Consider the following 17,416-nt stretch of genomic DNA (forward strand, 5'->3'; position numbering starts at 1 on the left):
CATTGTTAACCTTATCGTAACATTTTATTAACCCGTGGTAATAATGAAAATGAATTTATTTGCCGCTAACACAAGTTAAATTAATTAGTGCTAGAGGCAAGAATACTTATTAATTGTAGGAAATATCTGTTCAGTGAACTTGCTATGCAGAACCTGAAAATGCCGTCATGTCTTTACTATCAAAATCATCAACGGCAATTACCCACTGACGCCCAACCTCGGCCGTTGTTAATAATTCAGCCTCTACTTTTGAAATAATGTTATTAGTAAGTCCGAGCTCAGCTACTTTATCTAGGTGATAAAAAGGTAGTTTTTTATTTAATTCTCGGCATACTTTTTCATAAATAGGCTCGCAACTAATGATGTCTTCAAGTACTTGTTCTAACCTGCCAAAAATATTGTTGCCATCACGGGTTAGGTATTGTCCTTGACCTAATCGAGTACGTGCGGAGCCAGGGGTTTGTAATAATTGTGCAACTTTATGTGATGTTTCATCGTTAGGTTTTTTTAACCAAGTACCTAGAGGGAAGATGATCACGCGTAATAATTTTCCAACAATTTTGTTAGGAAAATTACTAATCAACTCATCAATAGCATGTTGGATATTGTAGAGACAATCCTCTACAGCCCATTGTACTAGAGGAAGGTCAGCAGTATTTCTTCCTTCATCATTATAGCGTTTCAAGGTCGCGCTCGCTAAATACAGTTGACTTAGTACATCACCTAACCTTGCTGAAATTCGCTCTTTACGTTTTAAATCTGCACCAAGTGATAACATAGAAATATCTGAAAGCATGGCTAAATTGGCACTAAAACGTGTCAGTAATTGATAATAGCGGCGTGTCCCATCATCATATGGACTGCCTAAGAAACGTGAACCGGTAATTGAGCACCATAAACTACGGCTAATGTTACTGAGACTAAAACCTATATGACCAAAAAGGGCATGGTCAAAATCATTGAGCGCTTGTTCATTATCACTATTATTTGCTGCTTCTAATTCTGCTAATACGTATGGGTGGCAACGAATAGCACCTTGACCATAAATTATCATACTGCGAGTAAGAATATTGGCTCCTTCAACCGTCACAGCAATAGGTGCGCCTTGATAACCACGCGCTAGGTAATTATTCGGTCCCATACAAATACCTTTTCCGCCATGAATATCCATCGCATCAATAATAGAAGAGCGCATTTTTTCAGTAAGATGGTATTTAGCTATGGCTGAAATAACAGAAGGTTTTTCTCCCAAGTCGATGGCACCCGTTGACATCGTTGTGACAGCGTCCATTAAATAGGCATTAGCACCGATACGGGCAAGTGGCTCTTCAATACCCTCCATTTTACCTATTGGCATCTTAAACTGCCGTCTTATGCGGCTATATGCACCTGTAGCTAACGCTGCGGTTTTAACACCGCCCGTGCTATTAGAAGGCAATGTAATTGCGCGCCCAACAGATAAACACTCCACTAACATACGCCAACCTTGTCCTGCCATGTCTGAACCACCGATTATAAAATCTAGTGGGACAAAAACATCTTTCCCTTGGGTTGGTCCATTTTGAAAAGGAACGTTTAGGGGAAAATGCCTACGACCAATCGTTATTCCTTCAATATCAGTTGGGATAAGTGCACAAGTAATACCTAAGTCTTCTTGCTCAGATAGAAGATTATCGGGGTCTTGTAATTTAAAGGCTAATCCTAGCACTGTAGCGATAGGGGCAAGGGTGATGTAACGTTTATCCCACGTCAACTTCATTCCTAAAACATCTTCTCCGTTAAATTGCCCATGACATATAACACCATAATCAGGGATAGATCCTGCATCGGATCCTGCCTCAGGACTTGTTAGCGCAAAACAAGGTATTTCTTCACCTTTCGCTAGGCGAGGTAAGTAGTAATCCTGCTGTTCTTTTGTACCGTATTCCTGTAATAATTCACCAGGACCTAAAGAGTTTGGAACACCGACCGTGCTGGCAAGAACCGAGCTCACGCCGGTGAGTTTTTGTAATACTCTAGATTGAGCATAAGCTGAAAATTCTAATCCACCATATTGTTTTTTAATAATCATGGCAAAAAATTTATTTTCTTTTAAGAACTGCCATATTTCTGGTGGAAGATCAGCAATTTCATGGGTAATATGCCAATCGTTAACCATGGCACAAACTTGTTCAACAGGCCCATCTAAGAAGGCTTTTTCTTGTGAACTCAGTCTAGGGCGAGGGTAATTGTGAAGTTTCAGCCAGTCAGGGTCACCACGAAATAAATCTGCATCGAACCAGGTGGTGCCAGCATCGATAGCTTCTTGTTCTGTCGAAGACATTTGCGGCATTATTTTTTTAAAAATAGCCAATAAAGGCATACTAATAAACTGCTGACGAATATTATCAATATTTATCGGCAAGGCTATGACAGCAAAAAGTAACCAAGAAACTATGCCGATTATGTTAAATAAAGACCCTAACGCCATTAGAGCGGCAAAACATAAGGTAAAACTTGATAATGATGCCCTTGTATAGCTCATAAACCAAGTTAGGGTTAGCGCGACGATTAACCAAATAATAATATCCACAAGGATTTCCTTTTAGTGTATGTTTTATGTGAAGAGAAATGAGAGAAAAAGTATTTGAATTTAAAATAATTTTTAGTCAATGATATACTCTATTTATAGAATAAATTGTAGGTTTAGCCAAGCACAATCTACTTTATAAGTGCTTGGTTGTATTAAGAGGTTAAAAAATGTGTGAATTGTTAGCAATGAGTGCCAATGTACCAACTGATATCTGTTTCAGCTTTAGTGGTTTAATGCAACGTGGTGGTAATACTGGGCCTCATCGAGATGGCTGGGGTGTAACTTTTTATGAAGGTAAGGGCTGTCGTAGTTTTAAAGACCCTAAGCCAAGTGCACAATCTCCAATAGCTGAGCTTGTTACAAAATATCCAATGAAAAGTGAAGCGGTGATTTGTCATATTCGACAAGCTAATTCAGGTAAGGTTTGTCTTGAAAATACTCATCCATTTGTTAGACAAATGTGGGGAAGAAACTGGACCTATGCACATAACGGTCAATTAAAAGACTTTGAGAATGAGCTGCCCATTGAATTTCATTTACCTATTGGTACAACCGATAGTGAACATGCCTTTTGTTGGATACTTGACCAATTGCATCTTGAGTTTGGCGCCAAGCAAGTTGACGCAAAGTTATTGTTTGATTTTATAGCTTCATTGGCGGCAAAGATAGATAAGCTTGGCGTTGCGAATATCATTATCACTGATGGAGAATATTTATTCGCCTATTGCTCAAATAACTTACATTGGCTTACTCGCAGAGCGCCTTTTGGTCAAGCAAGCCTTATTGATGCTGAAATGGCAGTCGACTTTCAAAAAGAAACTACCAGCAATGATGTTGTGACTGTGATTGCGACCAAACCACTGACGGATAATGAAACGTGGCACAAAATGTTGGCAGGACAATGGCAATTGTTTTGTTTAGGAAAACTGGTTGCGGGTGATCTTATTTGTCAAGAAAAAGCGTAAATAATAAAAAGAATGCTACGCAAATATAGGGTCAGTTGATCTTTCGAGATTGTTTTTGCAGTGATTTGTTGGGTATTTATACAAGGCAGAGCCTTTGTAATGTGGTTGTTCCACATAAAAAGGCAATAACGACGTAAAAATGACCAACAAACGCTGTCCGAAGGATTCGGCTAAAAGCGTCTTACTCTTTGTTGAGTAGAATTTGCTTAGAATGACTAGGCTACACACTACTCGCCGCGATTAAGACGCTTTTATCTCGAACAAAATTTAACCGCGAAAGATCAACAGACCCTAATGTTTAGCATTCTTTTAATTAACATCATAAAAGCTCCAAGCGATAAAACGGCTTATCTTCTGTCCTTGAGCCATATCAATGACCTTAATTTGTTTAGCATCAGACTTCTTTAAGCTAAGTTTAAGCTTGGACAAATGATCTTTCTTGGAGACCAAACAGGTAAACCAAAGCACTTGCTTTTGATAAGCCTTACTTTCTTTAATCATCTTACCAATAAAAGCTAGCTCTCCACCTGGACACCAAAGTTCAGCTTTTTGTCCACCAAAATTGAGTGTTTTATCTTGATTTTTTGAAGAATGATTACCTTTATTTAAATTCTTTATTTTACGTGCTGTGCCTTTACTGGCTTCAGCCAATGAACTGTGAAAGGGAGGATTACATATGGTTAAATGATAGAACTCATCTTCAGCTATTATGCCGTTAAATATTTGATTACTGTTGGGTTGTAGTCGACAGTTAATATTTCTATTTAATGATTTATCAGATGAAATAATGTGTTTTGCTACTTTAATTGAAATTGGATCAACATCAGAAGCGACAAAGTGCCAATCATATTCTCTTTGACCTAAAATCGGGTAAATACAACTTGCCCCAGTACCTATGTCTAATACATTGATAGGTGTTTTATTTGGTAGTAAGGTCTTTGGAGTTGCAGCTAACAAATCTTGAAGGTGGTGGATATAATCGACTCTTCCAGGGATAGCTGGGCAAAGATAACCATCAGGTATATCCCAAAATTTCACATGGTATTCGCTTTTTAATAAAGATAAGTTAAGCGCTTTTACAGCTTGGGGATTAGCAAAGTCGATTGTATCTTGATTATTATATTGATTTTTTATAATAAATTGTAATAAACCAGGGTGAGCTTTAACTAAAGCCGTAAAATTATATCCCTGGTTATGGCGATTTTTTTTATGCAAAGTAGGACCGTTGTAATGAAAGAATAATTTAAATAGAAGCTTGTTTAAATATTATTTGGCTTTTGGCCAACTTTAAAATAACCATTACTGGTAAATTGCACCGCTTGTTGGCGTTTTTTACCTAACAATATAGGTCCATCATCCATGAACAAGAAGTTTTTCCAGCATCGTTGGAAGGTAAGCCAGCTTGTTTCAATGACGTTATCTCGAGAGCTACAGTAGTAAACAACGGTATTTTGATCCCAGTCTAAATGGCTTTCTATTAGCTGTGGAAGTGCTTGGTCATTGCTATCCCAAATACCTTCCCATTTTCCTTGCTCTAACCAATTATTGTTATCTGAGGGCCAATCACCTTTTTTGAAAAAATCAGGATGATCTACCTGACGAGAGATAAAGGTGTCCCATACAATATTTGCTCGTTCAATACTCATAGGTTTTATTTTGGCTAAATCATTTTCTGCAATAGGTAAACTTTTATGCTTGAAAATCCAGGCATTTTTTAAACTTTCTAACGGTAGGTAATTCATTAATATTGCTCAAAAAAGGAAACAGCTTAATTATACCCAGCAATAGCCAAATAAAAAAGCGATACATAGCCAAACAGTAAGGAGTTAGCGTTAATAGAGATAAAAGCCAGTTAATTACTCCGCTGTTTTCTATTTATGATGACTGTTCAGTAACATTGTTACTGCTGATATTTGCGATTCTATAGGCATCAAATGCTGCGATAGCCCAGATGATTAAAAGTAAGTAACCAATAGTTGTCAGATTAGGGTTATCCAAAGCGCCTTGATTAATTAATGCTTGGCGAATGGCTGAAACCTCCATGGGAATTTCTCCTCGAATGATACTATCGATCACTTGCTGAGTTTTATCATGTATATCTTTTACTAGGTCCAGTAACAAATAAGCAAAACTAACAATAAAAGCAATTGCTATTGCATATTTCTTTAAAACTAAATGGCCAATCCCTGGGAAAACGAGTAATGATAATAAGGTAACTTTGGTGGTTTGTTTCATGTTTTAATCGCAAATAATACTATCTAAGTGAGCAGTATCTTATCCTGAACGGTTAGTCTAATACATACTAACCGTAACTTTATAGAATATTGGCACTGGGTTTTAGCCGTTTAATATGAATTTACAAGCAATAATCAAACGACCGTTTAAATAATAATAAAAACATGTATACTCGAATTGTTAAAATAAATAATATTTTGTCTAACGATTATTTAAAATAAAATTAGTTAGTTACGATTTGAATGAAAGTGATTACTATTGGGGTTCTTAGCTCATTGGTACATAAAATCTAAGTTAAAAAGATATATGTTAAATCCTAGTAACATAAAATTAACGCTTGTTTAATTTTTGTTCAAATGGTAATTTTTAAAAATAAAAATAAAAATAAGAATAAAAAAGGATCAGTAATGCCATTAGCTGCCATTCGCCAGGATGATGAAGATGAACATCTGCCCGAAGCAAAAGTTGATCAACAAACTATATCACTCGCGGGATCTGAAGAAGCATTAGCAAGTGTGAATTCTTCTATCGCTGAAGATAAAGACGAAGAACCCTATTACCATTACACAGTCGATACTAAAGATCCTGATCCTTGGTTAATTGTGCATCGAACCAAAATAATTATTTTTGTTATTTTGGCTACCGCAGCAGTAGCAGGTAGTATTTTTTACAAAGACCTCAAATTAAATGAACAAACCAATGCAATGGTCGCTGAACCACAGTTAAATGATCTTTATTATGTCGATTTCCGCGTCATCAAAGATAACCTTCGGCCAACCGAAAAATTCAGAATGGCGAAAGTTACCGATATTACTGGGGATGTGGTAACCATTAACTTTAGTAGTTATTTTTATCTTCAAGAACATGAATTGAATGAAGCTATTCGATACGCACAGCTAAGATTCGAAAAGTTTTTCCAAGAGAAACGTCATAATTATACTAAGACTGAACTACAAGCGTTAGTTGGGTCTGGTGCCATTGTTTTAGCACGCAGACCTGTAGGTAACATGCTTGATGGTAATGTTGTTGTTCCTGACTCTCATTTTAAATCAAGCTCTGTCTTTATTCCGGGTAAAAAAGAAAACTTTGCTGGCCTAGAGTATTTAAAGTTCGCTAAAGATGGCAATAAAGCGGCACTTGCCTTAGAAAAATTTCAAAAATCAGCTGAATTAGGTTTTGCTCAAGGACAAGTGAGTCTTGCTCAAATGTACCTTAATGGTATTGCCGTAGAAAAAGATCTTCAGGAATCACTGTTATGGTTTAAGAAAGGTGCCTTACAAGCTTATGAACCCGCAATATTAAAATATGCGATTGTTTGTCAGCAAGTTGGAAGTTGTGTCGTTGGAGACTTTTACCAAGAACTTGTACAAACGGGTGTAAATATTGAGTTTACCAAGCAAGCCGATGTTAGAGCCACGACAAAAGCTTTTGAAAAAGCATTAGAAGAAGCTGAAGCTAAAACCTAACAATATTTATAGAATTGATTAAAGGCTTAAAATTTATTTTAAGCCTTTTTTATGCCCGAAGAATAAGAGGTAACTGCAACTCTGCTACTTTTCAAATACTCGACTAAAGGGGGGAAGTGAATCGAGTAACTGTTTGCCATAACGCTTAGTTACTACGCGTTTATCCAACAAGGTAATAACCCCTTCATCCATTTCATTTCGTAACAACCTACCACATGCTTGAACCAATTTTTTTGATGTGTCTGGTACTGATAGCGTCATAAATGGATTACCTCCCTTGGCTGTAACATATTCGGCCTGTGCTTGTTCAACAGGAGAGGTAGGCACAGAAAAGGGGAGTTTAGTAATAATTAAGTTATTAAGATAATCGCCAGGTAAATCAAGTCCCTCGGAGAAACTTTGAGTGCCAAAAATAATACTTTCTTTGTTATCATCACAACGTTTTTTATGTAGCGCTATTATTTGTTGGCGTGATAATTCGCCTTGAACCATAATTTCAAGTTTATGATCTTCCCTCAATGCTAGTGCAACCTTATTCATCTGCCAATAAGAAGAAAAGAGCACTAAACTTGCGTTGCCTTGTTTGAGATACTTTGGCAATTTAGCAATCACTTCATCCGTAAATTCAGGAGCACTGGCTTCATTATCCATTTTTGCAATGACGAGTTGTGAATTGTTTTGATAATCAAAAGGCGAGTCGACTTGTTGATACTGACTACCATCATTATTTTTTAAACCTACTTGAAAACGAAAATGATCAAAGGAGTTTAATGCACGTAATGTCGCAGAGCAAAGGACAGCGCCTTCACATTGACTCCACAACATATTCTCTAGGGTAAAACCAACTTCTATTGGCGATGCACTTAATAAGTAATCTTGACGTTTGAGGGTGATTTTTTCCAACCAACGTGCCATCGGCGCACCCTTATCACTATCTGATTTGGCATACATAAACCACAGTGATTGTAGATTCTCTAAACGCTGAAGCATAAAGCCAGCTTCTGCAAGTAATGGCTCAGCGACATACATTTGTGTATCGCCATCCTTTACCGCCTCAATGAGTCCGTTATAGAGTTTATTTAAATGTGATAACGATTTCTTACTTAGGCTTTGTAGATCTTCAGCCCAGTTCTTTAAGGTTTGAGGAATGATGCCATTTTCAAATCGATAAACTTGCTCATCATTTTTTGAATTTTTAGTAAAGTTATTATTTTGGGCGGATGATTCATTTTCCAAAAAATATACATTCGCATTAGCTTCAATAAAATTAAGGACTTTTTGCATTTCCACTAATAAATCTTGGCAATCATCTCCCAATTTCAATGCCGGAGAAATGGCATTTTTTGACTTAATCAATTTAGCCATTTTATCGCCGGTATCTCTGAGCTTAGTTAGCCATTCAATTGAACCTTTTAAGGTGATACTCGCACTTGAAAAATCGCGAGTGACTTTAGGTAGATGGTGTGCTTCGTCAATAATATAAAAAGTATCCTCAGGCGGTGAGAGTATTTTACCACCACCGAGCTCTAAATCGGCTAATAACAAACTATGATTTACTACTAATACATGAGCTTGGTCCATGGTTTCACGTGCTTTGTGAAATGGGCAGTGGGTATGCTCAGATAAGTTTTTTAAACAGCTATGTTTATCACTTTGAACTTGATGCCAAATATGTTGAGGTAAATGTGTCTCCCAAGAATCTATATCGCCCAACCAACTGCCATCAAGTAATGCTTTATGCATTTTATTGAGGGTTCTAATATCTTTAGCATCAGGCTTTTCGGCAAAGGTAAATCCCGCTTGTGCAGGTTCATTGCCAGAGCCGGTTGTAACAGCCAGCGTTAATTTTTGACGACAGACATAACGCTGTCTTCCCTTTGCCAGGGTAAAGTCGAAATTAAGACCGGCATACTTTTTTAGGAAAGGTAAATCTTTATCAACTAACTGCTCTTGCAGTGCGACAGTAGCCGTTGAGATGCAGACCTTTTTATCACGAGCAAGCGCAAGTGGGATAGCTCCAAGACTATAAGCAAGTGATTTACCTGTTCCGGTACCCGCTTCAATGGTAATTATTTTTCTGTCTTTGCTGTATTCACCCGCTAAGGTTTTTGCGATTTCAGCGATAAGTAACGTTTGCTGCTTACGTGGATTGAAATGCGTTAAATTCTCGCCTATGGCTTTATACGCCTGACGAATTGCTTGTTTTAACTTATCAGATAACATTGTTGCTAGTTTCCAAAAAACAGGAGATCGGTTACACTGCTGTATATATTAACAGGTTTGGTCGTGTCGGACGAAAAATTTAACCATAAAATGACAAATTTAAAAACAGCAGGCATACAGAATGGTTTTTTATTGACCCGACAGGTGCAAGATAAACGCACTGGGTTAGTAATAACCTTATGGCTGAAGACTGATGCCGGACCCGTTAAGTTAGAAGTAACTAATGAGTTAGCGGTATTCTTTGTCGAAGTAGAGCATCTAGAAACGGCTAAATCTATCTTAGATGACCAACGAATATTACTTGAGAAGCATCAAGTTTTATCGTTAAAAACCTTTACTCAACGTGATGTTGCTGCCTTGTATTTTTCGAGTATGCGAAGCTTCTATCGTGCTAGAGATGCTTTAAAGTCTCAAAATATAAAATGTTATGAAGATGATATTCGCCCTGATGATCGTTTTTTGATGGAGCGCCATATAACAGCAGATATTGACTATCTTGGTAATCATCAGCTGTGCGGAGATTATCAACTCACCAAACAAGTTAAATGTAAGGGAGCAGCAATAGAGCAACAACATAGTTTAACTATGCTTTCTATCGATATAGAGTGCTCTATGCAAGGTGAGTTGTACTCTATTGGTTTGTATGCAAATAACAACCACACAGTCTTTAAACGTGTGTTAATGATTGGCGTATCTCAGCCAGATGCTGATAGCTATATTCATTGGCAAACGGATGAAAAACAATTATTACAGCAATTTATTCGAGAAGTTAACCTGTTCGATGCCGATATTCTTATTGGTTGGAATGTCATTAATTTTGATTTTATGCTTTTACAAAAACGATGTGACCTTCATGGCATTCCTTTTTCTATAGGCCGTGATAGGACCTGTCCTTACTGGCGTAAAAATGCCAATAATACCGATCAGAACTTTATCGAAATAGCGGGTCGTGTAGTTCTTGATGGTATCGACTTATTAAAAACTGCCACTTACAACTTTTCTAGCTTCTCATTAGATAATGTCTCCCATAGCTTACTTGGTTTAGGAAAGAAGGTGGCAGATGTTGAAAACCGAGTGCAGGAAATTACCGATAATTTTAATCATAACAAATCTGCATTAGCAGCATATAATCTTGAAGACTGTCGTTTAGTCTGGTTGATTTTTGAAAAAACTCGGTTACTTGATTTTGCTAAATTAAGAGCACAACTCACGGGTTTATCTATTGATAGAGTAGGTGGATCTGTTGCAGCCTTCACCAATCTGTATTTACCTAAGTTACACCGAAGTGGTTACATTGCGCCCAATATGGGCGATGGTGAATCTGGCTTAGTGTCTCCTGGTGGTTATGTCATGGACTCCAAACCGGGCTTATATAAAAATGTACTGGTGCTTGATTTTAAATCATTGTATCCGAGTATTATTCGTACTTTTAAAATAGACCCGATGGGACTTATTGAAGGACTTAAAGCGGTCAGTGAGCAAAAATCAGCACACAGTAAATCTGAAAAACTCAGTGATGATTGTTTTGATGATGTAATTCGTGGTTTTGACGGCGCTTACTTTTCTCGAACGGAACATTTTTTACCAGATATCATCAAGTCACTTTGGTTAGAACGTGATAAAGCAAAATTGCAAAAGGATGCCGCTTTATCTCAAGCGATAAAGATAATTATGAGTAGCTTTTATGGTGTTTTGGGTTCAACAGGCTGTCGTTTTTTTGACCCTAGGTTATCAGGGTCAATTACCAAAAGAAGCCATGAAATTTTAAAAAAAACCAGTGTTTGGATTGAAAAGTTAGGGTATCAAGTCATTTACGGTGATACCGATTCTATTTTTGTTTCTATCGGCGCCGAGAAAACCAAAACTCAGGCAAAGCAGTTAGGTGCAGAGTTACGGTCATATATAAATGATAAGTGGCAAAATAGACTAAAGCGTGATTTTGACATTGAAAGCCAATTAGATATTGAATTTGAAACGCATTTTACTAAATTTTTGATGCCAACCATACGTGGAATCCATACGGTAAAAGATCAAAAAAGTATTGGTACTAAAAAACGTTATGCCGGTGTTTCTGATGGTGAACTTGTATTTAAAGGCTTGGAAACTGTACGCAGTGACTGGACTGATTTAAGTAAAGATTTTCAGCAAGAGTTATACCGACTGATATTTAATGATCAACCTATTGAGGGTTACATTAAAAAGATAGTTGATGAACTAAAACAAGGGCTTCATGATGAGAAGCTGATATATAAGAAAAAAATTAGACGAAAACTCAGTGATTATGTAAATACCCCACCGCACATCAAAGCAGCATTATTGGCTAATCAAAAGCTTAAAGAGCTAGGTGACAAGCCGACCTATAAACACCGCAGTTTAATTCGATATGTTATTACACTTGATGGGGTTCAACCATTAGAATTTAATACCAGCAAACTAGATTATGATTTTTATGTAGAAAAGCAACTCAAACCGATAGCGGATGATATATTACCTTTTATTGGTAAAGATTTTGAGTCAATTGCCGGCGATCAGATGGGCCTTTTTTAAAGGGTCACTAAACGCTAGCATCGCCATTAATATTAATGCACATTAATTATGAAGCTAGTGTTTATTTTCAAATTTTTCTAACAATTCCTAGCCAGTTGAGTTGATTCAGGTTATAAATACATTATAAAGTTTTAGATGGCTAGATAGCTGAAAGTATTATGCATGCCCCTAAAGTTAAATCTCTTTAATGGAAGTGAATATGAAACAAGATACTAAAATAGTAAATGCTGGACGTAGTGCTAAATGGACTAATGGGGTTGTTAACCCTGCGGTAACACGCGCATCTACCGTGGTATTTAATACTGTCGCAGAGATGAATAATGCTGTGGCCAACCGACATAATCAAACCATGGTGTATGGTCGTCGAGGTACTACGACTTCTTTTGCTTTTAGCGATGCTATGACTGAGTTAGAAGGCGGAGCAGGTTGTGCTTTATATCCTTCAGGTACTGCAGCTATTACCAATGCTATTTTAGCTTTCGTTAAGCAAGGTGACCACATCTTAATGGTTGATAGTGCTTATGAGCCTACGCGTGATTATTGCGATAAAATATTAGCTAAAATGGGTGTTAGTACCACCTATTATGATCCTATGGTTGGTGCTGATATTGAAGCATTGATTCAAGATAACACCTGTCTAATTTTCTTAGAGTCACCAGGCTCTATTACCATGGAAGTACAAGATGTTCCTACTATTAGCGCTATAGCACATAAGCATGATTGTATCGTTATGCTTGATAATACTTGGGGCGCAGGTATTAACTTCAAGCCGTTTGATTATGGTGTTGATGTAAGTATACAAGCAGCAACCAAATATATTGTTGGTCATTCTGATGTAATGTTAGGCACAGCGACAGCGGTAGAAAAATATTGGCCTCAACTGAGAGATTACAGTTATTTGATGGGACAATGTACCTCTCCTGATGATCTATACCTAGCACTTCGGGGCATTCGTACTCTTGGGATAAGATTAAAACAGCACCAAAAAAGTGCAACTAAGGTAGCTCAATGGTTACAAGAACGTCCAGAGGTCGCTAAAATATTACACCCCGCGTTTGAGTCATGTCCAGGTCATGAATTTTTCAAACGAGATTTTGAAGGCTCTAATGGTTTATTTTCTTTTGTACTTAACTGCGGTAATAAAGAAGCATTAACAGCATTTTTAGATGGTTTACATCATTTTAAAATGGGTTACTCATGGGGAGGTTTTGAAAGTTTAATTTTAGGTATCACTAATGTAAACGCTATTCGAAGTGCGACTACATTTGATTGTGAGTTTCCGCTAATTAGACTACATATCGGTTTGGAAGATGTAGACGATTTAATTGAAGATTTATCGAAAGGATTTGAGCGTTTTAATCAAGTACTTGCCAATTCATAGAGTATAACGAGTACTATTGGCATACTGGAAAGATAGCTAAGACCGGTATTACGGTGCTTAGCTAGTTAAATTGAACATTACTTTTCAAGTAATGTTCAATATTTTATAAAAGCTGCAAAATATCAGACTTGTAGCCATGGCTGCAGTATTTGATAAGTTATATCTCAGGCGAAGAGAGCTTCACAACGTAAAATAAGCAGTCATTTATCGCCGTATTTTTATTGGTTGTCGCCTTAAATAAACGTAGATTATGAAGGCAGACTAATTGATTTTCTCGAGCATAAAAGTATTGATCAAGCACGTTTTTACCACTTTTATCAATAAGCTGCAGATTATCAAGACCATTACCGTCAATCCAGCCGATCATGTCATCTTGATGAGCACTACCAAAGTTGAAGCATTCAATATTGTCTTTAAGTGTAACGCCACTATAACCTTCATCATGTTGAGCATAAGATAGTTTGATTTCTGGCTTTAATTGCAATCTAAGTGGACGATAAATCACTTCTACTGGTTTTTCTTGATGGATATAACCAATATTCCCGCATTGGGCAACTTGACTAATACCTGAAAAGGCAATTTCATGTGCTTGCTCATCTTGGCAACCGCCACATTCAATAGTGATAAAAGGGCAATCAAAATTTTGCTCCATTATCGACCCCATATTCAAATCAGATAAAATTAAGGTTTGACAAAAAAGTGATGCTAATGACAATGTTTCAGTAGTCACGACTGAGCTAACTGCAAACGTAGGACCAGAGCTTGAAGAGTTGTGAAGATCGATCACCATTTCAGGAGTAACTTCTCTGATCGCTTGTTCAATCAATGATGCTCGTTGACAATAACCTGTTTGCCCAACATCTTGACATTCAAATGAACAATCCCTTCCGAAGCAACGATTAATGTCGATGCCCCCCTTGATAAAGCGTTGGCTAAATAATGGTTTACTAGCAGCGGCTTCAACCGAACAGATAATAAAACGTAAATTTGTTGTAGGTTTATCTTCCGGTAATACTTCCGTTAAGTAGCGATGCATAGCAATGATGCCAGAAGGCTCATTACCATGTAGTAAGGTAGTAAATACTCGACATTTTTGTTGATCCTTCCCTGATACATCAATAACCGTTGGACCTGTCATTGATAGCAGAAATTGTTCATAATCAGCATGTAAATCTTGCCATGCCGGATCTTTTAAGTAGTTGATTTCGCTAAAATCTATATCCATGATGCTGCCTAAGTAATTTTTGTTTGATGTGCATATCCTCTGTGAGAGGTAAGGATGTCACACTTGCGGTAACTACCATGTTGATTAAGGTCAATAAATTGTAGTAAAGAGGTGATTTATATTTATTTGGCGGTAAACTACTCGTATATTAACCAGAACCTATAAAGAGATATTACTATGAGTGAAGAAACCATATTTTCTAAAATTATTCGTCAAGAAATTCCAACACCCTTGTTATACCAAGATGAACTGGTAACTGCCTTTCGAGATGTTGCCCCCCGTGTTGATAGTCATATATTAATAGTACCTAATAAACACATAGCTACTATTAATGATGTCACCAGTGATGATGAATTAACCTTAGGGCGTATGATTACTGTTGCTAAAAAGCTTGCCAAAGAAGAGGGGATTGATGAAAAGGGCTATCGCTTAGTTATCAATTGTAACAGTGATGGTGGGCAAGAAGTTTACCATATCCACATGCATCTATTAGGTGGCCAGCCTTTAGGACCAATGCTGTGTTGCTAAGCTTATATCCTTAAATAGTGTTACTTAGCAGTGGCAAAAATCCATCTAAGATAGGTGATATTGGCGATTAATCGGTGATAGTCTACATAATAATCATTCGGTCAATCATTCAGTCAATCATTCGGTGCTATGTTGTCTTTGCAGCGAAAAAATCGGTTGTTTTATACAGTAAGTATGCGATAAGCCGCTAGATTACTAAGGTCAAAGACAATGAAATCATTTTATTATTAGCGCATACTTCGTTATAGCATCAATTAAATGGTTATTTTTGTGAATTGGAAAGAATTACTGGAAAATAGAAGTCGTCTATTTTGGCTAGCCCATACCGCGGGTTGGTTTGGCTTTGCTTTTGTGCATTATCTTGGCTCATTGCAACATGACTCGCGGGATATCTTCGTAGTAATTATCTTTCTGAATGCTTATGCCGGTTGGTTGTTTACTGTACCGCTGCGTTATATTTATCGAAAAGCGTGGAACTTTCCCCCGATTAAGATTGCTTTAGTAGTCATTCTTTCCTCTTATTTCACCGGTGTATTGTGGCAAATAGTTAAAAATATCAACTACTGGGAAATATATAAGCATGGTTATGAGCCAGAATTTTGGTTCATGTACACTCAAAATAGCTTAGGGTCTTTTTATATTATTTTAAGTTGGAGTGGTCTATATTTTGGTAGTAAATACTATCAAATGCTGCAGATAGAAAAACAAAATGTTTTAAAAGCAAATGCGGTTGCTCATCAAGCGCAGTTAAAAATGTTGCGCTATCAACTTAACCCGCACTTTCTATTTAATACCCTCAATGCTATTTCAACGCTTATTTTGATAGAAGAAAATAAAACGGCAAATACCATGGTAACTAAGCTCAGTGAGTTTTTACGGTATTCTCTTGATAAAGACCCGATGAAGAAAGTAACCTTGGAATCTGAAATACAAGCGTTACAGTTGTACCTTGCTATCGAACAAGTCCGTTTTGAAGATAGGTTACAACTTGATTTTCAAATAAATGATAATTGTCAGCAAGCCTTAGTCCCCAGCATGATTTTGCAGCCCTTAGCTGAAAATGCAATTAAACATGCGATTGCAGTACAAGAGCAGGGCGGTAGTATTACTATTTCCGTTAATCGTTTTGCCGATGATTTATTGATAGAAGTTGCCGATAATGGCCCCGGTGCAGATATTATTAATGGAAACTTACATCGTGAAAGTGGTGTCGGTTTAGTTAATACGCGCGAACGTTTACAAGCTTTGTATAATGAAAAATTTTCGTTAGTTGTTTCCAATAACCAGCCGACTGGTGTTAAAGTAAATCTACGTATGCCATTTCAGCTAAGCTAAAATTATGTTTTCTGATCTGAGCGTACCGTTACCATTTATGAGAACCAATTAATTAGGGATTTTATATGTCACTATCAACCATTATCGTTGATGATGAACCGCTGGCTCGTAAAGGTTTAGCGATACGTTTACGAGCGCATGATGATATTAATGTTATTGAACAGTGCTGTAACGGTAGAGAAGCATTAGAGGCGATACGAGCTTACCAAGTTGACCTCATGTTTCTTGATATTCAAATGCCAGGACTTAATGGCTTTCAGGTAATAGAAAGTATTATTGAGCAAGGTTTAGCTATGCCTGTCGTTGTTTTTGTTACAGCCTTTGATCAATACGCTTTAAAAGCTTTTGAAGTACACGCGCTGGATTACTTATTAAAACCAGCAGATGAAGAAAGGCTTGAGCAAACTATTGATAAAATACAACACTATTTTAAAAGCAGTGCAGATACGGCACATAAATCGAAACTGGTTCGATTAGTTAGTGACGTTACCGGTAATGATTATCAGAAAATATTAACCGAATTAGACAATGATCAAGAATTAACGTTATCTAGCTATTCAGATGTCTTAGCGATTAAAGATGCGGGCGAAGTGAATCGTGTCTCTGTAAAAGATATTCTTTGGATTGATGCCGCAGGTGATTATATGTGTGTACATACCTTAGAAACTAAGCAAAATACTAGACAAGAAAATACCTATATTCTCAGAAAAACAATGAAAGAATTAGAAGCCTGTTTAGACCCTAAGCAATTTATTCGTAATCATAGATCAACCATAGTTAATAAAAATATTATTGATAAATTTTGTAGCCAAGTAAATGGGGAATACTTTTTAGTATTGAAAAATGGTAAAGAGTTAAAAGTGAGTCGTAGTTATAAGGATAAAGTAAAACAAGCAGTCAATAGTTAATAACTTTATTCATAAAGATTCTAAGCTAATA

Annotated in this window: 14 protein-coding genes; 7 read left to right on the forward strand and 7 right to left on the reverse strand. The window is 36.9% G+C overall.

The window, feature by feature from the left end; translation table 11 throughout:
• Nucleotides 1–142 precede the first annotated feature (142 nt).
• On the reverse strand, nt 143–2,572 hold the full coding sequence (gene fadE, locus CPS_RS10085; protein WP_011043079.1) for an acyl-CoA dehydrogenase FadE: 2,430 nt from the start codon (nt 2,570–2,572) through the stop codon (nt 143–145).
• A 167-nt stretch (nt 2,573–2,739) separates the two neighbouring features.
• On the opposite strand from fadE, the gene CPS_RS10090 reads away from it, so the two are divergent.
• A complete protein-coding gene (locus CPS_RS10090) occupies nt 2,740–3,537 on the forward strand; it encodes a class II glutamine amidotransferase (RefSeq protein ID WP_011043080.1) in 798 nt (265 codons plus the stop codon).
• A gap of 15 nt (nt 3,538–3,552) precedes the next feature.
• Here the strand turns inward: CPS_RS10090 and CPS_RS24090 are convergent, their stop codons facing one another.
• From CPS_RS24090 to CPS_RS10105, 4 genes are all read right to left on the reverse strand, one after another.
• On the reverse strand, nt 3,553–3,765 hold the full coding sequence (locus CPS_RS24090; RefSeq protein WP_011043081.1) for a hypothetical protein: 213 nt from the start codon (nt 3,763–3,765) through the stop codon (nt 3,553–3,555).
• Between the two features lie 81 nt (nt 3,766–3,846).
• The gene (gene rlmF, locus CPS_RS10095) at nt 3,847–4,752 is read right to left on the reverse strand and encodes a 23S rRNA (adenine(1618)-N(6))-methyltransferase RlmF (protein WP_011043082.1); all 906 of its coding nucleotides are present in this window, start codon (nt 4,750–4,752) and stop codon (nt 3,847–3,849) included.
• Nucleotides 4,753–4,796: 44 nt separating this feature from the next.
• Nucleotides 4,797–5,279: a DUF2947 domain-containing protein gene (locus CPS_RS10100; RefSeq protein ID WP_011043083.1), complete on the reverse strand. Its 483-nt coding sequence runs from the start codon at nt 5,277–5,279 to the stop codon at nt 4,797–4,799.
• A 133-nt stretch (nt 5,280–5,412) separates the two neighbouring features.
• Complete coding sequence (locus CPS_RS10105) at nt 5,413–5,772, reverse strand: hypothetical protein (protein WP_011043084.1); 360 nt, start codon at nt 5,770–5,772, stop codon at nt 5,413–5,415.
• 407 nt (nt 5,773–6,179) lie between these two features.
• Here CPS_RS10105 and CPS_RS10110 point away from each other — a divergent pair, with 407 nt between their 5' ends.
• Entirely contained in the window at nt 6,180–7,238 is a 1,059-nt protein-coding gene (locus CPS_RS10110) for a tetratricopeptide repeat protein (RefSeq protein WP_011043085.1), read from the forward strand.
• Between the two features lie 84 nt (nt 7,239–7,322).
• Here the strand turns inward: CPS_RS10110 and dinG are convergent, their stop codons facing one another.
• Nucleotides 7,323–9,461, reverse strand: coding sequence for an ATP-dependent DNA helicase DinG (dinG, locus tag CPS_RS10115; RefSeq protein ID WP_011043086.1), 2,139 nt, complete (start codon nt 9,459–9,461; stop codon nt 7,323–7,325).
• Between the two features lie 90 nt (nt 9,462–9,551).
• Between dinG and CPS_RS10120 the strand changes: the two genes are divergently transcribed.
• Nucleotides 9,552–12,008, forward strand: a complete 2,457-nt coding sequence (locus tag CPS_RS10120; RefSeq protein WP_011043087.1) for a DNA polymerase II — start codon at nt 9,552–9,554, stop codon at nt 12,006–12,008.
• A gap of 199 nt (nt 12,009–12,207) precedes the next feature.
• Nucleotides 12,208–13,389, forward strand: coding sequence for a cystathionine beta-lyase (locus tag CPS_RS10125; RefSeq protein WP_011043088.1), 1,182 nt, complete (start codon nt 12,208–12,210; stop codon nt 13,387–13,389).
• Nucleotides 13,390–13,546: 157 nt separating this feature from the next.
• Here CPS_RS10125 and CPS_RS10130 read toward each other — a convergent pair whose 3' ends face one another.
• Nucleotides 13,547–14,614, reverse strand: coding sequence for a succinylglutamate desuccinylase/aspartoacylase domain-containing protein (locus CPS_RS10130; protein WP_011043089.1), 1,068 nt, complete (start codon nt 14,612–14,614; stop codon nt 13,547–13,549).
• A gap of 177 nt (nt 14,615–14,791) precedes the next feature.
• Between CPS_RS10130 and CPS_RS10135 the strand changes: the two genes are divergently transcribed.
• The 3 genes from CPS_RS10135 (at nt 14,792) to CPS_RS10145 (ending at nt 17,385) form a co-directional block, all read left to right on the forward strand.
• Nucleotides 14,792–15,142, forward strand: a complete 351-nt coding sequence (locus CPS_RS10135) for an HIT domain-containing protein (RefSeq protein ID WP_011043090.1) — start codon at nt 14,792–14,794, stop codon at nt 15,140–15,142.
• 258 nt (nt 15,143–15,400) lie between these two features.
• Nucleotides 15,401–16,477 carry a sensor histidine kinase gene (locus tag CPS_RS10140; RefSeq protein ID WP_011043091.1) on the forward strand — a complete coding sequence of 359 codons (1,077 nt, stop codon included), beginning with the start codon at nt 15,401–15,403 and terminating at the stop codon, nt 16,475–16,477.
• Between the two features lie 65 nt (nt 16,478–16,542).
• The gene (locus CPS_RS10145) at nt 16,543–17,385 is read left to right on the forward strand and encodes a LytR/AlgR family response regulator transcription factor (protein WP_011043092.1); all 843 of its coding nucleotides are present in this window, start codon (nt 16,543–16,545) and stop codon (nt 17,383–17,385) included.
• Nucleotides 17,386–17,416 lie beyond the last annotated feature (31 nt).

The sequence above is a fragment of the Colwellia psychrerythraea 34H genome, from assembly GCF_000012325.1.
In the GTDB taxonomy this organism is placed as follows: Bacteria; Pseudomonadota; Gammaproteobacteria; order Enterobacterales; family Alteromonadaceae; genus Colwellia; species Colwellia psychrerythraea_A.